Below are 20,867 nucleotides of genomic sequence, written 5' to 3'. Positions count from 1 at the left end.
TTCACCTACACTGGCGAGTAACCGCATGATTTGCAATGCTGACACCAGTGTAAGGCGAAAAGCAATGAATACTACTGAGAGATAACAGCAGATTTGGTGAAGAAGACGAGGCGGAACTTGCCAATCATAATTTCGTCACCGTTCTTCAACACCGCCTGATCGACACGCTGACGGTTCACATAGGTGCCGTTCAGGCTGCCGGCATCAATCACCGAGAACTTCCCACCGACTCGGCGGAACACCGCATGCTGACGAGACACGGTGGAGTCGTCGAGAAGAATGTCGGCGCGGGGGTCGCGACCTACGGTGATCTCATCCTCATCAAGCAGGTAGCGGGAACCGGAAACTGCTCCCCTGGTGGAAATCAGCAAAGCCGTACCGTCGGACAGACGCGTGATGGTATCCAAATCCTCCTGGGTCAGCGGACGATCGCCGGTGGAGGTAACGGGCAGCACATTAATGGCAGGCAGACCAATGATGGTGGTTTCGCCTGCGCTTGGAATCGGATCAGTCATAACTCCTCATTCTACCGTCTTTGCATACTTATTTTGCGTAGCTTCACGCACTTCGTCAATGATGATGTTATCCGAAGACTGTACATCGACAGTAGCACCATATTTGACTTGAAGCTGGGCGCCGACACCTCCAGCGATATCGACCGCATTGGAGAGCTCCTGTGGGTTGCCGATTGCCTTGACGGTATATGGCGGTTCGATGGTGATGCCATCGCAGACAAGTCCGCTATCGGCATCCTGGATATAGGTGGAGGCGACCACACGGACTTCGTTCACAGCCATGACCTCCGCTCCTGCATTGCGCAGTTCTTCAATCAAATTAAACATGATCGAAGCATCGACTTTTGCCGAGGTGCCCTTGCTGATGGTAACGGTCACTCCCCTGCCGCGTGCCGCCAATCTGCCGGAAATCAATCCGCTGGTTTCCTCATTCTGTTTTGCGATCTTACGAGCCTGCTCCTGCTCGTTGGCAGCGGATTTCAGTGAATTGAGCTGGCTGGAAAGCTGGCTTTTACGCTGTTCAAGATTGGAAATCTGCGTATTCGACTCGTTGAGCAGGCGGACCAGTTCATTTTCGTCCAGTGTCTCATAGGTCGATTTGGTGTTGTTGATCTGGCTCATGTAGGCAAAGCCCAGCAAGGCGCACATGAGCATGACCAGAATGGAGGAGATGAGGCGAGAGCGATTGGTGTGGCGGTTCAAATCCCTACGTGGTTTTTTGCGCACTTTAGGAAACGACCCGGTTTCCATCCGGTCGTTGACTTTATCCTGGGCATGCTGGTCGTGAAGCTTCTCCAGCATGTTGTTTGATCGAGACCTACGTGCCATGGTCAGCCTCTGAAGATGAATCGCCTGATGGCGGAGACATTGGAGAAGATTCGTATGCCGAGCACCACGATGACCGCAGTCTGCAGCTGGGATCCCACACCGAGCTGATTGCCGAGGAACACCAATAATGTTGCGGTGATCACATTCGCCAGGAAGGAAATGACGAACACTCGGTCAGAGAAGCTGCGCTCGAAGTAGGCTCGCGCGGCGCCGAGCAAAGCGTCAAGGGCGGCAACCACCATGATGGGCAGATAGGGCTGCACAACAACGGGGATGTCCGGACGCACGAATACGCCGACAACAACTCCGATAATCAGACCCAGAACCGCTGCCATTACTTATTCCTCTCTGCATACTGGATATCACCAGCTACTGCTGCTTCAAGTGTAATCGAATTCGATGTACTGACCTGAGGGTAGATACCGGCTTTTTTGAATGAATCGTAAAGGCTTGCAAGTTTTCTGCTGCCCATCTGCTCCGCTAGCACATTTTTATCGCCAATGGCCTCAATGGTGTAGGGACTTTCGATGGCGGTCATACCGATGAGAATATGTCCGCCGGCCTTGCGAATGGATGTTTGCGCACCGATACGATTGCCGTTGATGGCGATTGCCTCGGCACCATTGCCAAACATCAGCGAGACAAGCTGCTGCAGATCCAAATCGGTGACGACACGGATGTTGTTGCTGCTGCCTACACGGGTGGAAGTGGATTGATCGGATTGGCTTGCGGCGATCGGATCGGCCAATGTCATGGTGATTCCCGGACCGGTTACTCGTACGGTGCCATTGACCAATTCGTCTTGAATCAAAGTGTCGCTTTTCACATTGCCGGAGATTCTCTTCGACTGATCATCAACTTGGGTTTTCAACGCGTTGACATCACCGGTCAGCTGGGTAATCGTATCGTTTCGATCCTCCAGCTGGCTGATCAAGGTCTGCCTGACCTGCTTGCGGGGATCGGATTGCAGCTGTTGGACAAACAAACTGCCGGCAAAACCGACGCCTACGCAGATAAGGAACACGACGATGCGGTTAAACCATATCGACACTGCCGAACGATGCTCATGAACCAACCTGGAATCCGAGAACATCGGGTCCATTGGACGGTTGACCAAATCATCGATGAGGCGCAGGGAATCATCATCGGTTTTGCGACGACGCCGGGCTCGGATAGCGATGTCGTCCGTTGCGGCGAGGGCATGATGGGAGTCTATGCCGCGTATGGAACGAGAAAAAACGGCGCGACGATGCACTGGCGTATTCTCCTGCGGCACAGGGAAGGAGACCGGTGCAACGGAATCAGGCGCCATACTTCTCCCCCAGTTCCTTGCGCAGCAAGGTCACGCCCTGACGGGTGTAGATATATCCGGCAAGCCAATACATCGCGATTCCCCAGACACCGGCCGCAAGAGCCGCCAAATACAGTGTGTGGAAGAATGCACTGGTACCCAAGTCGGCCACGATCAGCGCCACGATGGAAATCATCAGCAGTGCCGTGCCTGCCTTCCCGACGAAATGGACCGGTAATGGGCCATATCCATATTGGGCAAGCCACAACACCTGAATCGCCATCCACAGGTCACGCAGACCAACGACGATGAGCATCCACATGGGGATGATGCCGGCAAGCCCGAGGGCAAGAATCGAGCAGATAATCAACAATCTGTCGGCCAGAGGATCGAGAATCTGGCCGATTTTGCTGACCTGGTTGAATTTGCGCGCGATAATGCCGTCGACTCCATCAGATGCCGAGGAAATAGCGATCAACGTCAACGCCGCAATCATCTGATGGTGTGAGATCAGTGCGGTGATGAATGGAATCGAAATGATTCTTAGTGCACTGATCAGATTCGGAATCGTGAAGTAGATGTCACGAGCTTCCGGACTGTATTTCGTATCGACATTCTGATGGGTCATAACGGCTTAATAGTTTAAATGCGAGAGGCCTGCAACGCGGTAACGATGATGCCGCGTGCCCCTACTTCATACAAATCATCCATAAGCTGGTTGACCTTGGCCTTGGGGACCATGACTCGTACGGCGTTCCACTGCTTATCATGCAGCGGGGAGATGGTCGGGCTTTCGAATCCCGGGGTCACGGCCACGGCGGCGGCGACCTTGCTGACAGGAATGTCATAGTCCATCAGCACGTACTGGTGTGCCGTGAGCACGCCCTTAAGACGGCGGGACAGCACGGCCAGACGAGGATCGTCCTTGTCGAGGCGCGGAGAACGGATCAGGCAGGCTTCGGAATGCATGAGTGGTTCGGAGAACACGCGCAGGCCGGCATTGCGCAGCGTGGTACCGGTGGAGACCACATCGGCGATCAGATCGGCCACACCCAGCTGCACGGAAGATTCCACAGCACCATCCAAATGGATGGTTTCGGCTTCAACACCATGCTCCACCAAGTAGTCGTGAACGAGCTTGTCGAACGTGGTGCCGACTCGCTTGCCCTGAATGTCTTCGAGCGTGGAAATCGGAGATTCGTTCGGCGCCGCGAAACGGAAGGTCGAGGCACCGAAGCCAAGCGGCATATGTTCGAGGGCGGCCGTGCCGGAGTTCTTGAGCAGATCCTCTCCTGTGATGCCGACATCAATGGCACCACGGCCCACGTACACTGCGATATCGAGCGGACGCAGGTAGAACAGTTCGATATCGTTGTCGGGATCCTGAACCACGAGCTGGCGAGTGTTGGTACGCAGACGGTAACCGGCCTCGGCGAGCATGTTCCATGCCGGCTCGGACAGCATTCCCTTGTTGGGTACGGCGATTCTCAGCATGATGACTCCTCTCCCCTATCGGGAGTTGGTTATTGAATAAATGATGAAGTAGTGGCGGCGAATCAGTGCAAAGATCAAGTAGGCCCGGACCTACTTGGCACCGGGCCTTGAAAACTCACAGGTGCTTGTACACGTCCTCGAGGGTGAGTCCGTGCTTGATCATCATGACCTGCACATGGTATATCAGCTGGCTCATCTCCTCGGCGGTACGGTCAGCGCCTTCGTATTCGGCGGCCATCCAGGTCTCACCGGCCTCTTCGATAATCTTCTTGCCGATGAAATGGGTACCCTTGTCGAGCTCGTCAACGGTCAGGGAGCCTTCCGGACGAGTTTTGGCCTTTTCGGAGAGCTCGGCGAACAGGGATTCAAACGTCTTCATAATGTAATGTCCTTTATTACGGAAGCCCTTGAGTGGGCGACCTGGATAATTTCAGTCCTTGTAGGCGGCTTCGGCCTTGGCACGAATATCGTCGATGGCCTGTGCCGGGCTTTCGGCGCCGTACACGGCAGAACCGGCCACAAGCACATCGGCTCCTGCTTCGGCAACGATGTGGGCGGTCTTGGGGCTCACGCCGCCATCGACCTGGATGCGGGTCTTGAGTCCTCGACGAGTGATCTCGTCACGCAGACGGCGAACCTTGGCCATCTGGTTGTCGAGGAACTTCTGGCCACCGAAGCCAGGCTCGACGGTCATGACGAGAATCATGTCGAACTCATCAAGAATGTCGAAAATCGGCTCGACAGGCTCGGCCGGGCGCACGGCGAAGCAGGCCTTGCAGCCCATGTCGCGCAGCTGACGAGCCAGACGGACCGGAGCGTGGGTGGCACCCATATGGAAGGAAACGGATGCGGCGCCAAGCTTCGCATACTCGGGAGCCCAACGATCGGGATCCTCAATCATCAGGTGCACGTCGACCGGCAAATCGGTGACCTGGCAGATGCGACCGACAATCGGCTCACCAAGGGTGAGGTTCGGCACGAAATGATGATCCATAACGTCGACGTGAACCAGGTCAGCGTTGGAGATGGCCTTGAGATCACGCTCAAGGTTGCAGAAGTCAGCGGACAGAATGCTAGGGGCGATTGCGATCTTGCTCATGGTTCCCTACCTTATCTTTGCAATGGGACTTGGTCTTATTATTTTCCACGTTTTTCTTGTTACTTGTGCTTCTTCTGAGCGTCCTGCTCCTCTTGAAGGCGCTGACGCTCAAGCTCATCGGCAGTGACTGTGGCGAGGCGTTGCGCCTGCGCCTTGGGATCGGGACCATACTGGTAAAGCACCACGAAGAGCACGCAACCGATGATGAAGACGATGATCGCCGTCCACACGTTGGTCCTCAGACCAAGAATGACGGTGGAGTAATTGATGCGCACGTTCTCGATCCAAGTACGGCCAAGACCATACCACATCAGGTACATGGCGAACTGCTGGCCAGCCTTGAGACGGTCGAACAGCTTGGAGCCAACGTAGATGATGAGCGCCGCACCGATGAGGTTCCAGATCATCTCGTAAAGGAACGTCGGGTGGAACAGCGTGGTCTTGTAGTCAGGGCATTGCGATCCGTTGTAGCAGATTTCGGATTTGCCGATGGCGTCGGCGTCGTTGAGTTTCAAACCCCATGGCAGATTCGTGGGCCAACCGTACAGTTCCTGGTTGAACCAATTGCCCAGTCGTCCGATGGCCTGGGCCACCGGCAATGCCGGCGCGATGGCGTCGGCAAAGATGGCGAATGGGTAATGCTTATGACGACACCACAGGAATGCGACCAAAGTGCCCACGGAGATACCGCCGAAGATGGCCATGCCGCCTTCCCAGACCTTGACGATATTGATGAGCTCGCCAGTGGGAGGGAAATATGCGGACGGTGTGGTGATGCAGTGGTAAAGACGTGCGCCCACCAGCGCGCAGGGCACGGTGACCAACGTGGTGTCAAGAATCTGATCGAAGGTACCGCCGTAGCGCTTCCATCGCTTGGTGAGGATCCATACCGCAACGCAGACGCCAATCAGGATGCAGATGGCGTACATATGGATAGTGACCGGACCGATCTTGAACTGCGAGAAGGTCGGTGATGGTATATAAGCCAGATTCATGATGCCTCGTGTCGTGCCGTATTCTTTGCTCGTTACTCGTACTTGCCGAGTCACTACCCTACTGCGTCATGGACGCAACAAGGTAGTGACTCGCCAGAAAGTTCATCGAGCGTTATGAATACCTTCGGCAAGTTCCTCGCTCTTGGCGGCAAGCAGCTTCAAGCCTTCAGCCGTATCGCGAGCGGTCTTGTTGTCATCGGCCAGCAAGGTATGAACCAATGCGGAGCCAACGATCACGCCGTCGGCATAGGAGCCGACCTTAGCGCCCTGCTCGGCGGTGGACACACCGATGCCCACACACACGTTCTTGGCCCCGGCATTACGGGTGCGTTCCACGAGCACTTCCGGAGAAGCATCGATGGTGGAGCGTTCGCCGGTGACGCCCATACGTGCGGCGGCATAGACGAAGCCACGCGCGTTGCGGGCCACGGTCTCCAGACGGTTATCAGCGGAATCCGGGGAGACGAGGAAGATGCGGTCCAGACCGTGACGGTCGGAGGCCTCAATCCATTCACCAGCTTCATCGGGAATCAGATCCGGGGTGATGAGGCCCGCACCACCGGCGTTCTCGAAATCGGTGGCGAAGCGTTCGACGCCGTAGTGGTAGATGAGGTTCCAGTAGCTCATGATGAGCGGCACGCCGCCAGCATTGGCCACGGTCTCGACCGCCTCGAATACGCGTTTGATGGTTTCGCCGTTCTTCAACGCAATGGAGGATGCGGCTTGAATCACCGGACCATCCATCACCGGGTCGGAATACGGAAGACCGATTTCCACGGCATCGACACCGTGCTCGACCATGGTCTTGAGCGCGTCGAGAGAAGCTTCCGGATCCGGGAAACCGTATGGCAGGTAGCCGATGAAGGCCGGCTTGTTCTCAGCCTTGAACTTAGTGAACATCGCCTCGGTCTGGCTGGGCTTGTGGCTGATGCCCAGCGGCTGGCCGGATGGCGTGGTTGCTGTATTGGTCATAATGGTTTTTCTCCTACTTACGCATTGAGTCGGAATCACGCGACGGTGTTGCCGTGTGCGCCGGTGACTTCCAAAGCCTTGGCCTGATCGTCGGTCAGGTACCCGAACCACTTGCCGGCGGTGGCCATGTCCTTGTCGCCTCGGCCGGAGATGTTGATGATCATCACGGCCTTGTCGTATCCCTTGGCCTTCAGATCGGCAGCCGCCTTGTAGGCGCCAGCAACGGCGTGGGAGCTTTCGATGGCAGGGATGATGCCTTCCGTCTGGCTCAGGTCGCGGAAGGCGTTCATGGCCTCTTCGTCGGTGGCCCAGGAGTAGTTCACGCGGCCGATGTCCTTGAGCCAAGCGTGCTCAGGGCCAACGGATGCGTAGTCAAGGCCTGCGGAGATGGAGTAGGTGTCGAGGGTCTGGCCTTCGTCGGTCTCCAGCAGGTAGCTCTTGGCGCCCTGGAACATGCCAAGCTGGCCGGTACCGGGAGCGAAGCGAATGGCGTGCTTGCCGGATTCAGGACCGTTGCCGCCAGCCTCATAGCCATACAGGTTCACGCGATCGTCATCGAGGAACGCGTTCATCACACCGATGGCGTTGGAGCCGCCGCCCACGCAGGCGCAGATCGCGTCCGGATGGTCGATGCCGTACCAATCCTGCAGCTGCTGCTTGGCTTCCTCGCCGATGATCTTCTGGAAGTCACGCACCATGGCCGGGAACGGGTGAGGACCCGCAACCGTGCCGAGCAGGTAATGCGTGTCCTTGACGTTGGTCACCCAATCACGCAGGGCCTCGTTGATGGCGTCCTTCAGAATGCGATCGCCGAGCGTGACTTCCACGACTTCGGCACCAAGCATGCGCATACGGGCTACGTTCAGGGCCTGGCGGCGGGCATCGATCTGCCCCATGTAGATACGACACTTGAGTCCGAGCATGGCACAGACGGTGGCGGTGGCCACGCCGTGCTGGCCGGCACCGGTTTCGGCAATCACACGGGTCTTGCCCATGCGCTTGACGAGCAGCGCTTGGCCGAGCGCGTTGTTGATCTTGTGGGCACCCGTATGGTTCAGGTCCTCACGCTTCAGGAAGATACGTGCATCGAGGCCGGTCTTGTCCTTGACGAGCTTGGCAAAGCGCGGAGCTTCAGTCAGCGGGCTCGGACGGCCCACGTAACGCTGCTGCAAGGTCATGAACTCCTTATGGAATTCCGGATCGGCCTTAGCCTCGTCGTAGACACGCTCGAGTTCATCGAGCGCAGTGATCAGAGCTTCCGGCACATAACGGCCGCCGAACTGTCCCCAGTACGGTCCTTGATGTTCGCTTAACGGGGTGGTTTCGGATGCTTTCACTTGTGCTCCTGCCTTTACTAGTCGTTCCACTGCAAGCTCATGATCGTCGGCGGTGGCCACGCCCTCACCGACCAGGACGGCGTCCGCTCCCGCACGGGCGTAGTCCTCCACTTCGACCGCGCCGAAGACACCGGATTCCGCCACCTTGATGACATCGTCAGGCAAATCAGCGGCCAATTCATTGTATTTGTTGACGTCCACGCGCAGGTTTTTCAGATTGCGGGCATTGATGCCGATGACTCGGGCACCTGCCTTACGTGCGCGCTCGATTTCCTCACGGGTATGCGTCTCCACGAGCACGGTCATATTGAGCTCATGCGCCACATCAAGCAAATGCTTGAGCTTGGCATCATCCAATGCCGCCACAATGAGCAGCACCAAATCGGCACCGTGTGCACGGGCCTCGTAAATCTGGTAGTCGGTGACGATGAAGTCCTTGCGTAGCACTGGAATGTGCACGGCGGCACGGACCTTGTCCAGATCGTCAAGCGAACCAAGGAAACGACGGCCTTCGGTAAGCACTGAGATCGCGCTTGCGCCGCCCTTCTCATATTCGCGGGCCAAACCGGCAGGATCCGGAATGTCGGACAGGTGGCCCTTGGACGGGGACGCGCGCTTGATTTCGGCAATCACCGGAATGCCGTCAGCGCGCTTAAGCCATCGCATCGCATCAATCGGAGCCGGGGCTGCAATCGCGGCCTTCTTCACATCCTCCAGTGACACGGTACGTTCACGGGTTTGCTGGTCTTCCAGCGCTCCCGCCACCAATTCGTCCAGAACCGACATGATCCTCCCTTTGTTGGTAGTCGATCATGCGTCACTCTAGGTCACTGATTGCATTCAGTGGCTCCCCGTCCTACATTTTGGGCTATTGCTTGCTATTCATGAATGATTTGCAAGTGAGCACAACAGCTCGATTTCCTCTCGATGTGTGGTTGGCGTCTGTTCCTTGGTCTCCAGGATCATAGGTAGCCGTGCCATAATCGGATCGTTGACAAGTCGTTTGAAGAATGGGATGCCCAGCTGCCCTTCGCCGATGTTGGCATGGCGATCCTTGTGCGAGTCAAGTCCGAATTGGGAGTCGTTCACATGAATTGCTTTGACTGTGTCCAGACCGATGATCTCATCCAATTGGCCCATCACATCGTCATAATTGTTCACCAGATCGTATCCGGCGTCGAATACATGGCAGGTGTCGAATGTAATGCCAATGTTGGCCTTGTTGTCAATACCATCCACGATGGTGGCGAGTTCTTCGAAGTTTCTGCCGCATTCCGTGCCTTTGCCAGCCATGGTCTCCAACAATACCGGGATGCCGCTTGCGCGTTCGAGAACCCTGTTGAGCCCATCGCTGATGAGCCGGCAGCCGGTTTCAGCACCTTGCCCGACATGAGACCCCGGATGGATGTTGATGTAGGTTTCCTGCCCGGCTTCGCGAATCGGCGTCAGTAATTCGATATCTTCGGCCAATGCTTCGATGGCAAATTGGCGCTTGGCTTCATCCTTGCCCGCGAGATTGTAGACATAAGGCGCGTGCACCACCAGCGGCCCATAGCCCTGTGCCTTCAATCGTGCGCCAAACTCCCCTGCTTGTGCCGGGTCCAGTGCTTTTGAGCGTTTGCCATACGGGGAACGTGGGAAGAACGCAAATGCCGTACCACCTTCATCATGGGAGCGCTTGAGCAATGCGTTCCACCCACCTGCCGTTGAGAGATGCGATCCGATGAACAATGCCGTCATAACTGTGCCTTCCACGTTATATGTGCTGTATGCGCTATCGATATCTTACGGTAGCCAGCCATGTGCGACTGAGTAACAACGCAAGATAACCGAGGCTGTACACGTAGCGTGTCACTGTTCAAACCAGATCGCTCATCGGTAGTATTGATGTATGACTATCAATTGGTGGCTTGTGGCGCGGATTGTCTGTTATGTATTGCTTCTCATTGTTTCCATAGGCGAAAATTCGCTCATCACCGCCATAGCCGTCCTGGGTCTTGCGCTGGACATAGCCGGATATCTCTGGGAACGCCATCAGCGCAATCAACGCGATCAATCCAAACAGCAGTAGTCATCCGTCTCATAGATGGGCTTCGACTTTGAGCTCACCCATTGCCATAATCGATTTCCGTCCAGGTCTTTCCGTCGTCATTCAATCGCAAATACCAGGACATGGATTGGGCCCCTTTGGATAAAGACGGATCACTGCCATCGCAAGTGAAATAGACCGTAGCCACAAACATGCGATTGTGATCCTCCGTGTCATATCCCCATTCCAACATTCTATTGGCCGTGGCTTCATCATATGAGACTTTATTCAGCGTGCAGCCAGAGAATCCTGAAAAAGACTGGGTAACAGTTCTGCCAGCCGCATCAAGCTGGGCCTTGTCGAATTTGCTGGATGCCGAATAGGAATATTGAACGTGCGAAGTATCCGCCGGTCGGTTCATCCACCATTTCGCGAAGACGCACCACACGACGACGACCAGTACCGCAACACCCGCAATCACCGCGCCCCATCGGTATCCTTGCTTGTCTTGCTCATTCATCATGCAGGATCCTTTCCTCATGGACGGGGCGATTACAGTCATCTCGCATACAGTATTCCGCGCATCGCATGTCATTGATATCCACCTCATGCTTCCTGCACCAATACTGCGCATGCCAGTCTCATGCAAGCCGATGGCATCTCATTGATTGTTCAGGGCAATATCCGGGAAGTCCCTGATAATTCAGCAAATGAATTTGCGCAATAATGGAATGCCATTGGCAAAACAAGAGACGTGGGAAGGAACTTGGGATGCGACTTATCGGCAATATTCTATGGATCATTCTCGGCGGCATTGAGATCGCCATCGGCTGGGCTCTGGTAGGACTTGTGCTGTGTGCTTCTATTGTCGGCATTCCTCTTGGCGTTCAAGCTTTTAAGATGGCTGGCCTAACGTTGACGCCGTTCGGCAAAACCGTACGTTACGGCGGTGGCTTCGGCTCTACACTCGCCAATATCGTGTGGGTGGTATTGGTCGGCATATGGATGGCGTTGAGCTACGTTGCCGCGGGCGTGCTCAATTGCATCACCATCATCGGCATTCCATTCGGACTGCAGTCGTTCAAGATGGCGAAACTGGCGCTCTGGCCGTTCGGCACACAAATCGAAAACCTGTAATCAGCACTATTTGGTAATCCAACTTCGTATTGTTGGGTTACCGAATATTCATTGAAGGATTGTCTTCTTGAAAGACTGAAAGGCTACATTCGTCAGATAGATGTATGACCGTTGATCAAGGAGATTCATATGTACAAAACAGTGGTGGTGAGCTACGCTCCGCGAGCCGCAAGTATGGCACAGCAAGTCGAAGCCAAGGCCAACGAGATGGAAGCTCAAGGCTGGACGCTGACGGCATTTTCCATCACCAATTCGGCCAAAGGCATTCTGGTATTCCACTCCGATCAGAAGGCGGAGTAATAGCTTCGTGCGACCGTCCCTATTGCCGCCAGGCCTTTAGCACCTGCTGCGGCACCTTGGACGCATCGAACCGGTAGTGGCCGGTCACGGTCATGTGATGTTTAAACGCAAAGTAATCGTTTTCGCGCTGCCGTTGTCCCATGTTGTGCAGCACAAACGGCAGGCCATTGCCGTCTCGCTTGTCGGAGATCACGCCGATATGGCGAGTGTGCTCGAATACGACGATATCGCCGGCCTGCCATGCACTGGTGTCCGCAGTATCCGTGGTCAGCGTCTGCCCGTATTTGGAGAAGAACACATCCAGCACACCGGTACGTCGGAAATCGATATTGGGGTCAGGATTGGGGGCAACCGACGCGTAGCTGGCGGGATCGGCAGCGATATCGGCATCCACCATGGCTTTCAAATCATAGCCGGCCTCACGGAACGCGCGCCACACTAGATCAGTACAGGCACCGCGGTCATCCGGCGGATAACCGCCCTGATAATAACCGTCGTCATATTGCGGTCTGGCTTCGGCATCCTTGCGTGCACCAGCTACGATATCGCCATAATCATCCACGCCATTGCCATTGAAATCCACGGGGCTGGGATTATAGCTGGCAGTCATCGGCTTTGTTGATGGCTGTGCCGATGGAGCCGAATCGGTTCTGAATTGTTGCGTAAGATATCTTCCAGCTGATATGCCGACTGCAATCATCAATGCAATAACGATGATGATGGCGATAATTACTTTTCTCCGCTTATCCTCAGCACTGTTTAACCCACGTTGTGCGAGATGTTGTGCCATGTCATTCCTCTTCGTCAGTCAGCCATCATGCGATTCAGCAACCACCATCGCCTTGTTATCATCATCATTCACCACTGTAGGCATCCAATACCACAAATAGCGCGCTCAAGACAAAGTTCCGCCATGCATCCACATCGTTTTGCCATATCAACCGGTATGATGTGATATTCGGCACTATTTCGGCACGGCAACATCCGTGCACAACGTATAAAGGAGCCCCAGCATGGCGAACGCCGGTACAGGCAAGTCCACCGAGGAAACCGGTCTCGAGCGGAAAATGGAATCACGTCATTTGACGATGATCTCCCTCGGCGGCGTCATCGGCACCGGCCTGTTTGTCAGCTCCGGTTATACGATTCATCAGGCCGGACCTCTCGGCGCGATCTTGGCATATGCGGTCGGCTCACTGTTGGTATATTGCGTCATGGTATCGCTTGGCGAGCTGTCTGTGGCGATGCCGTACGCCGGTAGCTTCCATATGTATGCCAAGCGCTTCATTGGCCCCGGTACCGCATTCACCATCGCCATCCTGTATTGGTTGAACTGGGCGGTAGCATTGGCCAGCGAGTTCACCGCAGCTGGATTGCTGATGCAACGATGGTTCCCTCATTCGCCCGCTTGGGTATGGTCCGCCGCATTCATTGCCGTAGTGTTCTTACTGAATATTCTGTCTGTCCGTCTCTATGGCGAAGCGGAATTCTGGTTCGCGTCCATCAAAGTGTTCGCTATCGTGGCCTTTATCATCATCGGCTTGCTGGCTATCTTCGGCGCGATTCCGATTGCCGGACAAACCGAGGCACCGTTATTCACCAACTTTGTGGCTGACGGCTGGTTCCCGAACGGCATCGCCCCTGTATTCGCCACGCTGCTGACCGTGGTGTTCGCGTTCTCCGGCACTGAAGTGGTGGGTGTCGCTGCCGGCGAGACCAAGGAGCCGGGCAAGGCGATTCCGAAGGCCGTGCACACCACGGTGTTCAGGCTGGCGATGTTCTTCATCGGCTCGATTCTGGTGATGGCCGCGCTGATCCCCTGGCATCAGGCGGGCGTGGAAACCAGTCCGTTTGTGTTGGTGTTTCAATCGATCGGCATGCCGTTCGCCGGTGATGTGATGAATTTTGTGGTGCTGACCGCTGTGCTCTCCGCCGCGAATTCAGGACTATACGTGTGCTCCCGTATGGTGTGGTCGCTGGCCAAGGAGCATCTGATTCCCACTCGATTCGCCAAAACGAATTTCCATGGTGTGCCGGTCTGGGCGGTGCTGTTTAGCATGGCCGGCTCGCTGCTTGCGCTGTTGTCTTCGGTCATTGCCGCGTCCACTGTATATCTGGTGTTGGTAGCTGTTTCCGGTTTGGCAACGCTGGTGGTGTGGTTCTCCGTATGCGTATGCCATATCCGATTCCGCCGCGAATGGGTGGCATCCGGCCATACCGTTGATGAGCTTGGATACAAGGCGCCCGGATATCCTGTGCTGCCTTGGCTGGCGATTGTGATGTGCATCGGTGCGCTGGTATTGGTGGTGCTGGACGAAACGCAGCGCAGCACACTGTATTGTATGGTTCCGTTCGTAATCTGCTGTTACGCGGGTTACTATGCACTCGAGCGTAAGCGTAAGGAAAAGCAGAAGTAGTCCGAATACCCTGGCAATGCTGCGCTATGGATATTATTGGCTTATTCGCCGATAACCGAGCCAACGATGCTTGAGACGATGGACATGATAATCGAGCCAATAACCGACCACCAGAATCCATCGATAATCACGCCTACATCGAAGATCGAAAACGCCAGCCATGAAGCAAGCTCCATAAAAAGCCAGTTGAGGATCAGCGCGAACAAACCGAAGCTCAGGATGGTGAACGGCAAAGCCAGCAGATGAATCACCGGTTTGATTGATGCATTAATCAACGCCATGAATAGGGCAAACGCTGCAATGCCCAGAATCGGGGGCTCACCTACCGCCTCCATGCCGGGAAGCACGGCGACCATCACGGCTGCAGCCACAGTCAGCACCAGCCAACGAGAAATAAAAGCTTTCATATGTCCTGATTATTCCAGCGTAAATGTCAATGGACTGTGATGAATGCTGTGAGCTGACTCAGCGATATGCCAATGCGGCTGTCTCACCAACCATGGCGGAACAGCCGCATACCCTGCTCAGTCGCAATCCAGTAATGCCGGAACGACAGAGCCGTTTGGACTACAGTTCGCGCAGCTGAGCCGCAATCTGCACGGCTTCGACGCTGGCTTCGGCCTTGTTGCGGGTTTCCTGCCATTCGTTGGCGGGCACGGAATCGAGTACGATGCCGGCACCGGCCTGCACACTCGCCTCATGATCACGCAGGAATGCGGTGCGAATGGCGATGGCCATATCCATGTTGCCGGAGAAATCGAAATAGCCGACCGTACCACCGTAAATGCCGCGATCTGCAGGTTCCAGCTCGTCGATGATCTCCACAGCACGAGGCTTGGGGGCACCGGAAAGGGTACCGGCCGGAAACGCGGATTTGAACACATCGAAAGCGGTCAGCGATGGATCCACCTTGCCGGTGACTGTCGAGCAGATGTGCATGATGTGACTGAAGCGCTTGATGTCCATGAGCTGCACAACGTCCACGGATTGCGGCACGCACACCTTGCTCAAGTCATTGCGGGACAAATCCACGAGCATGATATGTTCGCTGCGTTCTTTCGGATCGGCAAGCAGTTCCTTGGCGAGTTTCTCATCCTCTTCGGGCGTCGCTCCACGCGGGCGGGAACCGGCGATCGGGAAGGTCATGGCATGGCCGTTATCCACCTTGATCAGGGTCTCCGGGCTGGATCCAATCACGTTGAAATCACGGCCTTGCGCATCCGTAAGCGCCATGAAGTACATATATGGGCTTGGGTTCAATGTGCGCAACACGCGATAGACATCGAACGGGTCAGCAGGAGAATCGATGTCAAGACGCTGGGAGATGACCACCTGGAACACGTCGCCATCGATGATGTGCCGCTTGGCCTCTTCCACCGCGTGTTCGTAATGGCTCTTTTCCGTGCGGAAACGAAGCTCCGGCTGAGGCACCGACTCATCCAGCACGTTGACTCGGGCCTCGCCCGGCGTCGGCGTTGCGGCGTCACGCTGCATCTGGTCAAGCCGCGCCACGGCCTCGTTGTAGGCGTTGTCCGCGCGCGTGGGTTTGTCATCCACATTGACGGCGTTGGCGATGAGCCAGACCGAACCGGAGACGTGGTCGACCACGGCGATGTCAGTGGCCAACGCCAGTACGGTTTCCGGCTGCCCGGTCTCGTTTGGCGCCTCGGCACGCAAGGTTGGCTCCCAGTGGCGAATCGCGTCCCAACCGACAGTGCCGACAAGTCCTGAGGTCAGGTTCGGCAGTCCTTCCACGTGCGGGGCCTTCAGGGTTTTGAGCGTGGCATGGGCCACCTCAACCGCATCACCGGTAGTGGGAACGCCGACCGGTACTTTGCCCAGCCAATCAGCCTGGCCATTGTTCGAGCGCAACTGTGCCATCGAATTGACGCCGATGAAGCTGTAACGGCTCCAGCTCCCGCCGAATTCGGCGGATTCAAGAATGAAGGTGCCGCTGCGCCCTCCGGCAAGACGTTCATAGAAGCCGACCGGCGTCAGCGAATCGGCAAGCAATCGACGCACAATGGGAATCACGCGGTATCCCTGATCGGCCAGCTCATGGAACTGTTCACGGCTCGGCCATGTCGCGCCCCATTTCAGATGCTTCACGCTGCATTCGCTCATCATCAATCCTCCTTTTCTTGTTCGGAGGGACGATGCCCTTCGACTACCGGCAGCGGGCCTCCTTCGAGGAAGCAGCTGCGCTTGCCGGTATGGCATGCGGCTCCAACCTGGTCCACTTCGACCAGAAGTGCATCGCCATCGCAATCAAGGGACACGCTCTTCACATACTGCACATGACCGGAAGTGTCTCCTTTGCGCCAATATTCCTGGCGAGAACGAGACCAGAACGTGACACGCCCTGTGGTGAGTGTTCTGCGCAGTGCCTCATCATTCATGTAACCGACCATCAGCACTTCATGGGTGTCGTACTGCTGGATTACCGCGGCGACCAGACCCTTGGCATCGCGCTTCAGTCGTGAGGCAATGCGCGGATCAAGTTCGGTTGCATTATCGTATGTGATGTCAGTCATGATTATCTATCTGCCTTTGATATGTAACTCTTGCGCCATCTGACGGACCATGGACGGACCGGGGATTCCGTGCGCCGGTAAATCGCGGAGCTACCGCACAGTGTAGCCGTGTTTTTTCAGTTCGGCTTTGACATCCGCGATGGTCATGATGCCGTAATGGAACACGGAGGCGGCCAGTACCGCATTGGCTCCGGCCTCGATGGCCGGCGGGAAATCCTCCACCTTGCCGGCACCGCCGGATGCGATAATAGGGATCTTGACTTCCTTGCGGACCTCGCGAATCATTTCAAGATCAAAACCTTGCTGCGTACCGTCCGCGTCCATGGAATTGAGCAGAATCTCGCCGGCACCAAGTTCTTCAGCCCGCTTGACCCACCAAATCGCGTCAATACCAGTGGACTTGCGGCCGCCCATCGTGGTGACCTCGAAGCCGGATTGCGTATGCTGCTCACCCTTCTCTCGGCGGGCATCCACGGAAAGCACCAGCACCTGATTGCCGAATCGCTCCGCCACACGGCTAATCAGCGAAGGGTCATTGATGGCGGCGGTGTTGACGCCGACTTTGTCTGCACCGCAACGCAGCAGCGAATCGACGTCTTCAGGCGTTCTCACGCCGCCGCCAACCGTCATTGGGATGAATACCTGTTCGGCGGTGCGGGAGACCACATCGATCATCGTGTTGCGATGCGAACTGGACGCGGTGACATCCAGGAAGGTGAGTTCATCGGCACCTTGACGGTAGTATTCGGCCGCCAGCTCCACCGGATCGCCGGCATCCTTCAGGTTTTCGAAATGCACACCTTTCACCACGCGACCGTTGTCAACGTCCAGGCACGGGATGACTCGTACCGCCAGCGACATGCTCCACTCCCCTGTTCGGTTTCGTTCCTTTGCGTTTTCAGCCTACCTATCGTCCGTTACATGGACCCTCATAGGTTCTGCAATATGAGAAGCAGCGCATAATCAAAAAACGGCATGCAGCCAGCACAGGGAATGTGCTGGCTGCATGCCGACTGGGATCATCAGCGCTCTTTAGCGGCGAGCTGGCCGCATGCGCCGTCGATATCCTGGCCTCGTGTGTCACGCAATGTGGCGGTGATGCCGGCATCGTGCAGGATTTCCAGGAATCGGCGCTCGTCTTCAGGCTTGGAGGCCGTCCACCTGGATCCCTCAATCGGGTTAAGCGGAATCGGGTTCACATGGGCCCAGTTATCACCGTAATGGTTCAGACGCTTAGCCAGCAGACGGGCGTGCTCGGCTTGGTCATTGATGCCACGCATGAGAGCGTATTCGATGCTGACGCGGCGCTTCGAGGCAAGCCAGTAGTCGTGCGCCGCATCCAACACCTGTGTGGTGTTGAAGCGCTTGTTCATCGGCACCAGTTCGTCACGCAGTTCGTCACTCGGCGCATGCAGGGAGACGGCAAGACGCACCGGAATACCTTCGGCGGTGAGCTTCCTGATGCCGGGGACCACGCCCACAGTGGAGACGGTGATGTTGCGCGCGGAAATGCCGAAACCCTCGGGAGGCATGGAGGAAATCTGCCGAACGGCGGAAAGCACGGACTTGTAATTGCCCATGGGCTCACCCATGCCCATGAACACGATGTTGCTCAAACGGCCTTCTCCCCCGGCGACTTCGCCGTCGCGCATCATTTTCGCGGCGACGCGCACTTGTTCGACGATTTCTCCGGCTGACATGTTGCGGGTCAGACCAAGTTTGCCGGTGGCGCAGAACGGGCAGCCCATGCCGCAGCCGACCTGCGAGGAAATGCAGAGCGTGGTTCGAGTCGGGTAACGCATCAGCACGGATTCGATCAAGGAACCATCAAACAGCTTCCACAATGTTTTGATCGTGGTTCCCTCATCAGCCACCTGTCGGGTGACCTCAGTGATGAGCTGGGGGAAGAACGCTTCAGCGGCTTCGGCTCGCTTGGCCGCCGGGAAATCGGTGAATTCGGCGGCGTTGACATCGAAATGTCCGTAATAGTGATTGGCCAGCTGCTTGGCACGGAATTTCGGCAATCCCAATTCTGCCGCCTTGGCGATTCGTTCCTCCGGTGTCATGTCGACGAAATGCAGCGGCGGCTTGCCGCGGCGGGCATGATCTTTGGAGAGCACATCACGGAATGCGCCGGATGTGCCGCCAGGGGTGATGCCGGTTTCCGGGGTCTCGGTTTCGTGTGTAGTCATTGGGTATCGCTCCACTCTCACCAAATCAAGGATAATTATCAATATGAACGATGCATGCCGTGCATGCGCCGTAACGGCGATGGCGTCCCAGCGCGGACGCGGGACGCCATCATTTTTTTCGCTTCATCATCGTGCGAACATCAACAACGACGGAGCGAATTCACAAGCTTGTGATCCACAGCAGCGCACAGGTGAACGGAGCGCTCATCAGGATGGAATCCACACGATCCATCACGCCACCATGGCCTTTGAGCAGATGGCCCATGTCTTTGATGCCGATATCACGCTTCAGCATGGAGGCACACAGGTCACCGAACGTACCCACCGCGCCGATAAGGATTCCGGCAATGATCGGAACCCACCAGCGGGTGGCCCATGCCGATGAGTCATAGGTGCAGGCGAATACCGCAAAGGCACCGGCCATGGCGAATAGCATGGAACCGATGAGGCCTTCCACGGACTTCTTCGGTGAAATGCGGGGGCTGAGCTTATGCTTGCCAAGCCATGCGCCGGCGAACAGACCACCTGTATCAGACAAGGCAGGCAGGAACACCAGCATGATGGCGTGAGCCACTGGATGGTCGTTGAAGGTCAGGGGAATGATGATACAGCTCGCCAGCAGCGGGATGTACAGCACGGTAAGCACGGAAACAGCCACATGGCTGAGACGCGAATGATGCAGCTCGCCGCCGTCGTGGTTGAATGAGGATTCCAGTCGTGCGCTGGCATCCGTACTAGAGAGCTTGCCGGCAACCGCCAGGGATAGGCGGTTGCCGAAACTCAGCTTTGCGCTAGCCGCAATGGCGACAAGAATGATGGAGACGATGACGCTGAGGGACATCGCGATGAGATGGTATGGCGCGTAATAGGTGGCAATCAGCGTAAATGCCGAGCAGATCCACAACATGACCACTGGGATATGAAGTCCCACCGTGGCGAAATCCACTCTGAGCTCCCACAATGCCAAAACCATAAACACGACGACCAACAGCACGAACAGGTCAACGCTCAATAGCAGGCTTCCCAGAATCAGGGCAACCAGCAACACGGCCGTACCTATGGCTTGGGGCATGTTACGGCCGGTCTTCTTGTTGATCTGATCGAGAGCTTCCTCGGCCTCTTCGTGCAGTTGTTCGTTACGTTCCATCATGCGTCTTTCCGAATCCGGTCCTCTCAGACCTCCATGATCTCCTTCTGCTTGGTTTCCAGCAGAGCATCGATTTCATCGGTGATGGACTTGGTGACCTTGTCGAGGTCCTTCAGCAGGCGATCGCCTTCATCCTCGCCCATATCGCCGTCCTTGACGGATTTGTCGATGGTCTCCTTGGTCTTGCGACGAATGTTGCGCACGGCGACCTTGCCATCTTCGGCCTTGCCCTTGGCGAGCTTGACGTATTCTTTGCGGCGGTCCTCGGTGAGTTCCGGCATGGTCAGGCGAATGACGTTGCCATCACGGTTCGGGCTGATGCCGAGATCGGAATTACGGATGGCCTTCTCCACTGCTGCGGCCTGGGACGCATCAAACGGGGTGACGGCAAGGGTGCGCGGCTCCGGGACGCCGATGGACGCCACGGCCTTGATCGGGGTCGGCGCACCGTAGTAGTCGACCATAATGCCGTTGAGCAGGGCCGGGTTCGCACGGCCAGTACGGATGCCGGAGAAGTTCTCCTTCGTGTTTTCCACGGTCTTGGCCATCTGTTCCTTGGCCTGATCGATAAGAGACATGT

At 56.2% G+C, this 20,867-nt stretch carries 25 protein-coding genes; 4 read left to right on the top strand and 21 right to left on the bottom strand.

The window, feature by feature from the left end; genetic code table 11:
• Positions 1–71: 71 nt before the first annotated feature.
• The 12 genes from F7D08_RS05205 to F7D08_RS05150 form a co-directional block, all read right to left on the bottom strand.
• Positions 72–515 carry an FHA domain-containing protein gene (locus tag F7D08_RS05205; RefSeq protein WP_152209617.1) on the bottom strand — a complete coding sequence of 148 codons (444 nt, stop codon included), beginning with the start codon at positions 513–515 and terminating at the stop codon, positions 72–74.
• 6 nt (positions 516–521) lie between these two features.
• Positions 522–1,343 carry a DUF881 domain-containing protein gene (locus F7D08_RS05200; protein WP_152209616.1) on the bottom strand — a complete coding sequence of 274 codons (822 nt, stop codon included), beginning with the start codon at positions 1,341–1,343 and terminating at the stop codon, positions 522–524.
• 2 nt (positions 1,344–1,345) lie between these two features.
• Complete coding sequence (locus F7D08_RS05195; protein WP_100493959.1) at positions 1,346–1,678, bottom strand: small basic family protein; 333 nt, start codon at positions 1,676–1,678, stop codon at positions 1,346–1,348.
• Positions 1,678–2,655, bottom strand: a complete 978-nt coding sequence (locus tag F7D08_RS05190) for a DUF881 domain-containing protein (protein WP_152209615.1) — start codon at positions 2,653–2,655, stop codon at positions 1,678–1,680. Before F7D08_RS05190 ends, F7D08_RS05195 begins: the two co-directional genes overlap by 1 nt.
• Positions 2,645–3,262: a CDP-alcohol phosphatidyltransferase family protein gene (locus F7D08_RS05185; protein WP_152209614.1), complete on the bottom strand. Its 618-nt coding sequence runs from the start codon at positions 3,260–3,262 to the stop codon at positions 2,645–2,647. The genes F7D08_RS05190 and F7D08_RS05185 overlap by 11 nt, the downstream gene beginning before the upstream one ends.
• 14 nt (positions 3,263–3,276) lie before the next feature.
• On the bottom strand, positions 3,277–4,128 hold the full coding sequence (gene hisG, locus F7D08_RS05180; protein ID WP_152209613.1) for an ATP phosphoribosyltransferase: 852 nt from the start codon (positions 4,126–4,128) through the stop codon (positions 3,277–3,279).
• A gap of 115 nt (positions 4,129–4,243) precedes the next feature.
• The gene (locus tag F7D08_RS05175) at positions 4,244–4,507 is read right to left on the bottom strand and encodes a phosphoribosyl-ATP diphosphatase (protein ID WP_100493955.1); all 264 of its coding nucleotides are present in this window, start codon (positions 4,505–4,507) and stop codon (positions 4,244–4,246) included.
• A 51-nt stretch (positions 4,508–4,558) separates the two neighbouring features.
• Positions 4,559–5,227 (bottom strand): ribulose-phosphate 3-epimerase, encoded by a 669-nt coding sequence (gene rpe, locus F7D08_RS05170; RefSeq protein ID WP_033891136.1) that lies wholly within the window; start codon positions 5,225–5,227, stop codon positions 4,559–4,561.
• Between the two features lie 59 nt (positions 5,228–5,286).
• A complete protein-coding gene (gene lgt, locus F7D08_RS05165; RefSeq protein WP_152209612.1) occupies positions 5,287–6,222 on the bottom strand; it encodes a prolipoprotein diacylglyceryl transferase in 936 nt (311 codons plus the stop codon).
• Between the two features lie 102 nt (positions 6,223–6,324).
• Complete coding sequence (trpA, locus tag F7D08_RS05160; protein ID WP_152209611.1) at positions 6,325–7,194, bottom strand: tryptophan synthase subunit alpha; 870 nt, start codon at positions 7,192–7,194, stop codon at positions 6,325–6,327.
• 35 nt (positions 7,195–7,229) lie between these two features.
• Positions 7,230–9,317 carry a bifunctional indole-3-glycerol phosphate synthase/tryptophan synthase subunit beta gene (locus tag F7D08_RS05155; protein WP_152209610.1) on the bottom strand — a complete coding sequence of 696 codons (2,088 nt, stop codon included), beginning with the start codon at positions 9,315–9,317 and terminating at the stop codon, positions 7,230–7,232.
• Positions 9,318–9,413: 96 nt separating this feature from the next.
• Complete coding sequence (locus F7D08_RS05150) at positions 9,414–10,271, bottom strand: deoxyribonuclease IV (RefSeq protein ID WP_152209609.1); 858 nt, start codon at positions 10,269–10,271, stop codon at positions 9,414–9,416.
• Between the two features lie 151 nt (positions 10,272–10,422).
• Here F7D08_RS05150 and F7D08_RS09800 point away from each other — a divergent pair, with 151 nt between their 5' ends.
• Positions 10,423–10,602: a hypothetical protein gene (locus F7D08_RS09800; RefSeq protein ID WP_152209608.1), complete on the top strand. Its 180-nt coding sequence runs from the start codon at positions 10,423–10,425 to the stop codon at positions 10,600–10,602.
• 34 nt (positions 10,603–10,636) lie between these two features.
• Here F7D08_RS09800 and F7D08_RS05140 read toward each other — a convergent pair whose 3' ends face one another.
• Positions 10,637–11,083 carry a hypothetical protein gene (locus F7D08_RS05140; RefSeq protein WP_152209607.1) on the bottom strand — a complete coding sequence of 149 codons (447 nt, stop codon included), beginning with the start codon at positions 11,081–11,083 and terminating at the stop codon, positions 10,637–10,639.
• Positions 11,084–11,331: 248 nt separating this feature from the next.
• On the opposite strand from F7D08_RS05140, the gene F7D08_RS05135 reads away from it, so the two are divergent.
• Together F7D08_RS05135 and F7D08_RS09720 are read left to right on the top strand one after the other, a co-directional pair.
• Positions 11,332–11,697, top strand: a complete 366-nt coding sequence (locus F7D08_RS05135; protein ID WP_152209606.1) for a YccF domain-containing protein — start codon at positions 11,332–11,334, stop codon at positions 11,695–11,697.
• A gap of 129 nt (positions 11,698–11,826) precedes the next feature.
• Positions 11,827–11,997 (top strand): hypothetical protein, encoded by a 171-nt coding sequence (locus F7D08_RS09720; protein WP_193316200.1) that lies wholly within the window; start codon positions 11,827–11,829, stop codon positions 11,995–11,997.
• 19 nt (positions 11,998–12,016) lie between these two features.
• Here the strand turns inward: F7D08_RS09720 and F7D08_RS05130 are convergent, their stop codons facing one another.
• Positions 12,017–12,697 (bottom strand): DUF1287 domain-containing protein, encoded by a 681-nt coding sequence (locus tag F7D08_RS05130; RefSeq protein ID WP_152209737.1) that lies wholly within the window; start codon positions 12,695–12,697, stop codon positions 12,017–12,019.
• 313 nt (positions 12,698–13,010) lie between these two features.
• Here F7D08_RS05130 and F7D08_RS05125 point away from each other — a divergent pair, with 313 nt between their 5' ends.
• Positions 13,011–14,414, top strand: coding sequence for an amino acid permease (locus F7D08_RS05125; protein ID WP_152209605.1), 1,404 nt, complete (start codon positions 13,011–13,013; stop codon positions 14,412–14,414).
• Positions 14,415–14,455: 41 nt separating this feature from the next.
• Here F7D08_RS05125 and F7D08_RS05120 read toward each other — a convergent pair whose 3' ends face one another.
• From F7D08_RS05120 to frr, 7 genes are all read right to left on the bottom strand, one after another.
• The gene (locus F7D08_RS05120; protein WP_152209604.1) at positions 14,456–14,821 is read right to left on the bottom strand and encodes a phage holin family protein; all 366 of its coding nucleotides are present in this window, start codon (positions 14,819–14,821) and stop codon (positions 14,456–14,458) included.
• Between the two features lie 160 nt (positions 14,822–14,981).
• The gene (locus tag F7D08_RS05115; protein WP_152209736.1) at positions 14,982–16,538 is read right to left on the bottom strand and encodes an anthranilate synthase component I; all 1,557 of its coding nucleotides are present in this window, start codon (positions 16,536–16,538) and stop codon (positions 14,982–14,984) included.
• A 2-nt stretch (positions 16,539–16,540) separates the two neighbouring features.
• Complete coding sequence (gene hisI / locus F7D08_RS05110; RefSeq protein ID WP_152209603.1) at positions 16,541–16,948, bottom strand: phosphoribosyl-AMP cyclohydrolase; 408 nt, start codon at positions 16,946–16,948, stop codon at positions 16,541–16,543.
• A gap of 90 nt (positions 16,949–17,038) precedes the next feature.
• Entirely contained in the window at positions 17,039–17,809 is a 771-nt protein-coding gene (gene hisF, locus F7D08_RS05105) for an imidazole glycerol phosphate synthase subunit HisF (protein WP_100493944.1), read from the bottom strand.
• Positions 17,810–17,970: 161 nt separating this feature from the next.
• Complete coding sequence (gene rlmN / locus F7D08_RS05100; RefSeq protein WP_152209602.1) at positions 17,971–19,140, bottom strand: 23S rRNA (adenine(2503)-C(2))-methyltransferase RlmN; 1,170 nt, start codon at positions 19,138–19,140, stop codon at positions 17,971–17,973.
• Positions 19,141–19,300: 160 nt separating this feature from the next.
• On the bottom strand, positions 19,301–20,287 hold the full coding sequence (locus tag F7D08_RS05095) for a phosphatidate cytidylyltransferase (protein WP_152209735.1): 987 nt from the start codon (positions 20,285–20,287) through the stop codon (positions 19,301–19,303).
• A gap of 26 nt (positions 20,288–20,313) precedes the next feature.
• Positions 20,314–20,865, bottom strand: coding sequence for a ribosome recycling factor (gene frr / locus F7D08_RS05090; RefSeq protein WP_152209601.1), 552 nt, complete (start codon positions 20,863–20,865; stop codon positions 20,314–20,316).
• Positions 20,866–20,867 lie beyond the last annotated feature (2 nt).

Source organism: Bifidobacterium cebidarum (genome assembly GCF_009193305.1).
In the GTDB taxonomy this organism is placed as follows: Bacteria; Actinomycetota; Actinomycetes; order Actinomycetales; family Bifidobacteriaceae; genus Bifidobacterium; species Bifidobacterium cebidarum.
The sequence above is the reverse complement of the archived record's forward strand: the minus strand, read 5'-3'. Positions and strand labels throughout refer to the sequence as shown.

Bases quoted from the DNA above. Each gene is read 5' to 3' on its own strand.
- F7D08_RS05205 (WP_152209617.1), bottom strand. From the start codon at position 515: ATGACTGATCCGATTCCAAGCGCAGGCGAAACCACCATCATTGGTCTG.
- F7D08_RS05200 (WP_152209616.1), bottom strand. From the start codon at position 1,343: ATGGCACGTAGGTCTCGATCAAACAACATGCTGGAGAAGCTTCACGAC.
- F7D08_RS05195 (WP_100493959.1), bottom strand. From the start codon at position 1,678: ATGGCAGCGGTTCTGGGTCTGATTATCGGAGTTGTTGTCGGCGTATTC.
- F7D08_RS05190 (WP_152209615.1), bottom strand. From the start codon at position 2,655: ATGGCGCCTGATTCCGTTGCACCGGTCTCCTTCCCTGTGCCGCAGGAG.
- F7D08_RS05185 (WP_152209614.1), bottom strand. From the start codon at position 3,262: ATGACCCATCAGAATGTCGATACGAAATACAGTCCGGAAGCTCGTGAC.
- hisG (WP_152209613.1), bottom strand. From the start codon at position 4,128: ATGCTGAGAATCGCCGTACCCAACAAGGGAATGCTGTCCGAGCCGGCA.
- F7D08_RS05175 (WP_100493955.1), bottom strand. From the start codon at position 4,507: ATGAAGACGTTTGAATCCCTGTTCGCCGAGCTCTCCGAAAAGGCCAAA.
- rpe (WP_033891136.1), bottom strand. From the start codon at position 5,227: ATGAGCAAGATCGCAATCGCCCCTAGCATTCTGTCCGCTGACTTCTGC.
- lgt (WP_152209612.1), bottom strand. From the start codon at position 6,222: ATGAATCTGGCTTATATACCATCACCGACCTTCTCGCAGTTCAAGATC.
- trpA (WP_152209611.1), bottom strand. From the start codon at position 7,194: ATGACCAATACAGCAACCACGCCATCCGGCCAGCCGCTGGGCATCAGC.
- F7D08_RS05155 (WP_152209610.1), bottom strand. From the start codon at position 9,317: ATGTCGGTTCTGGACGAATTGGTGGCGGGAGCGCTGGAAGACCAGCAA.
- F7D08_RS05150 (WP_152209609.1), bottom strand. From the start codon at position 10,271: ATGACGGCATTGTTCATCGGATCGCATCTCTCAACGGCAGGTGGGTGG.
- F7D08_RS09800 (WP_152209608.1), top strand. From the start codon at position 10,423: ATGACTATCAATTGGTGGCTTGTGGCGCGGATTGTCTGTTATGTATTG.
- F7D08_RS05140 (WP_152209607.1), bottom strand. From the start codon at position 11,083: ATGATGAATGAGCAAGACAAGCAAGGATACCGATGGGGCGCGGTGATT.
- F7D08_RS05135 (WP_152209606.1), top strand. From the start codon at position 11,332: ATGCGACTTATCGGCAATATTCTATGGATCATTCTCGGCGGCATTGAG.
- F7D08_RS09720 (WP_193316200.1), top strand. From the start codon at position 11,827: ATGTACAAAACAGTGGTGGTGAGCTACGCTCCGCGAGCCGCAAGTATG.
- F7D08_RS05130 (WP_152209737.1), bottom strand. From the start codon at position 12,697: ATGATTGCAGTCGGCATATCAGCTGGAAGATATCTTACGCAACAATTC.
- F7D08_RS05125 (WP_152209605.1), top strand. From the start codon at position 13,011: ATGGCGAACGCCGGTACAGGCAAGTCCACCGAGGAAACCGGTCTCGAG.
- F7D08_RS05120 (WP_152209604.1), bottom strand. From the start codon at position 14,821: ATGAAAGCTTTTATTTCTCGTTGGCTGGTGCTGACTGTGGCTGCAGCC.
- F7D08_RS05115 (WP_152209736.1), bottom strand. From the start codon at position 16,538: ATGAGCGAATGCAGCGTGAAGCATCTGAAATGGGGCGCGACATGGCCG.
- hisI (WP_152209603.1), bottom strand. From the start codon at position 16,948: ATGACTGACATCACATACGATAATGCAACCGAACTTGATCCGCGCATT.
- hisF (WP_100493944.1), bottom strand. From the start codon at position 17,809: ATGTCGCTGGCGGTACGAGTCATCCCGTGCCTGGACGTTGACAACGGT.
- rlmN (WP_152209602.1), bottom strand. From the start codon at position 19,140: ATGACTACACACGAAACCGAGACCCCGGAAACCGGCATCACCCCTGGC.
- F7D08_RS05095 (WP_152209735.1), bottom strand. From the start codon at position 20,287: ATGGAACGTAACGAACAACTGCACGAAGAGGCCGAGGAAGCTCTCGAT.
- frr (WP_152209601.1), bottom strand. From the start codon at position 20,865: ATGTCTCTTATCGATCAGGCCAAGGAACAGATGGCCAAGACCGTGGAA.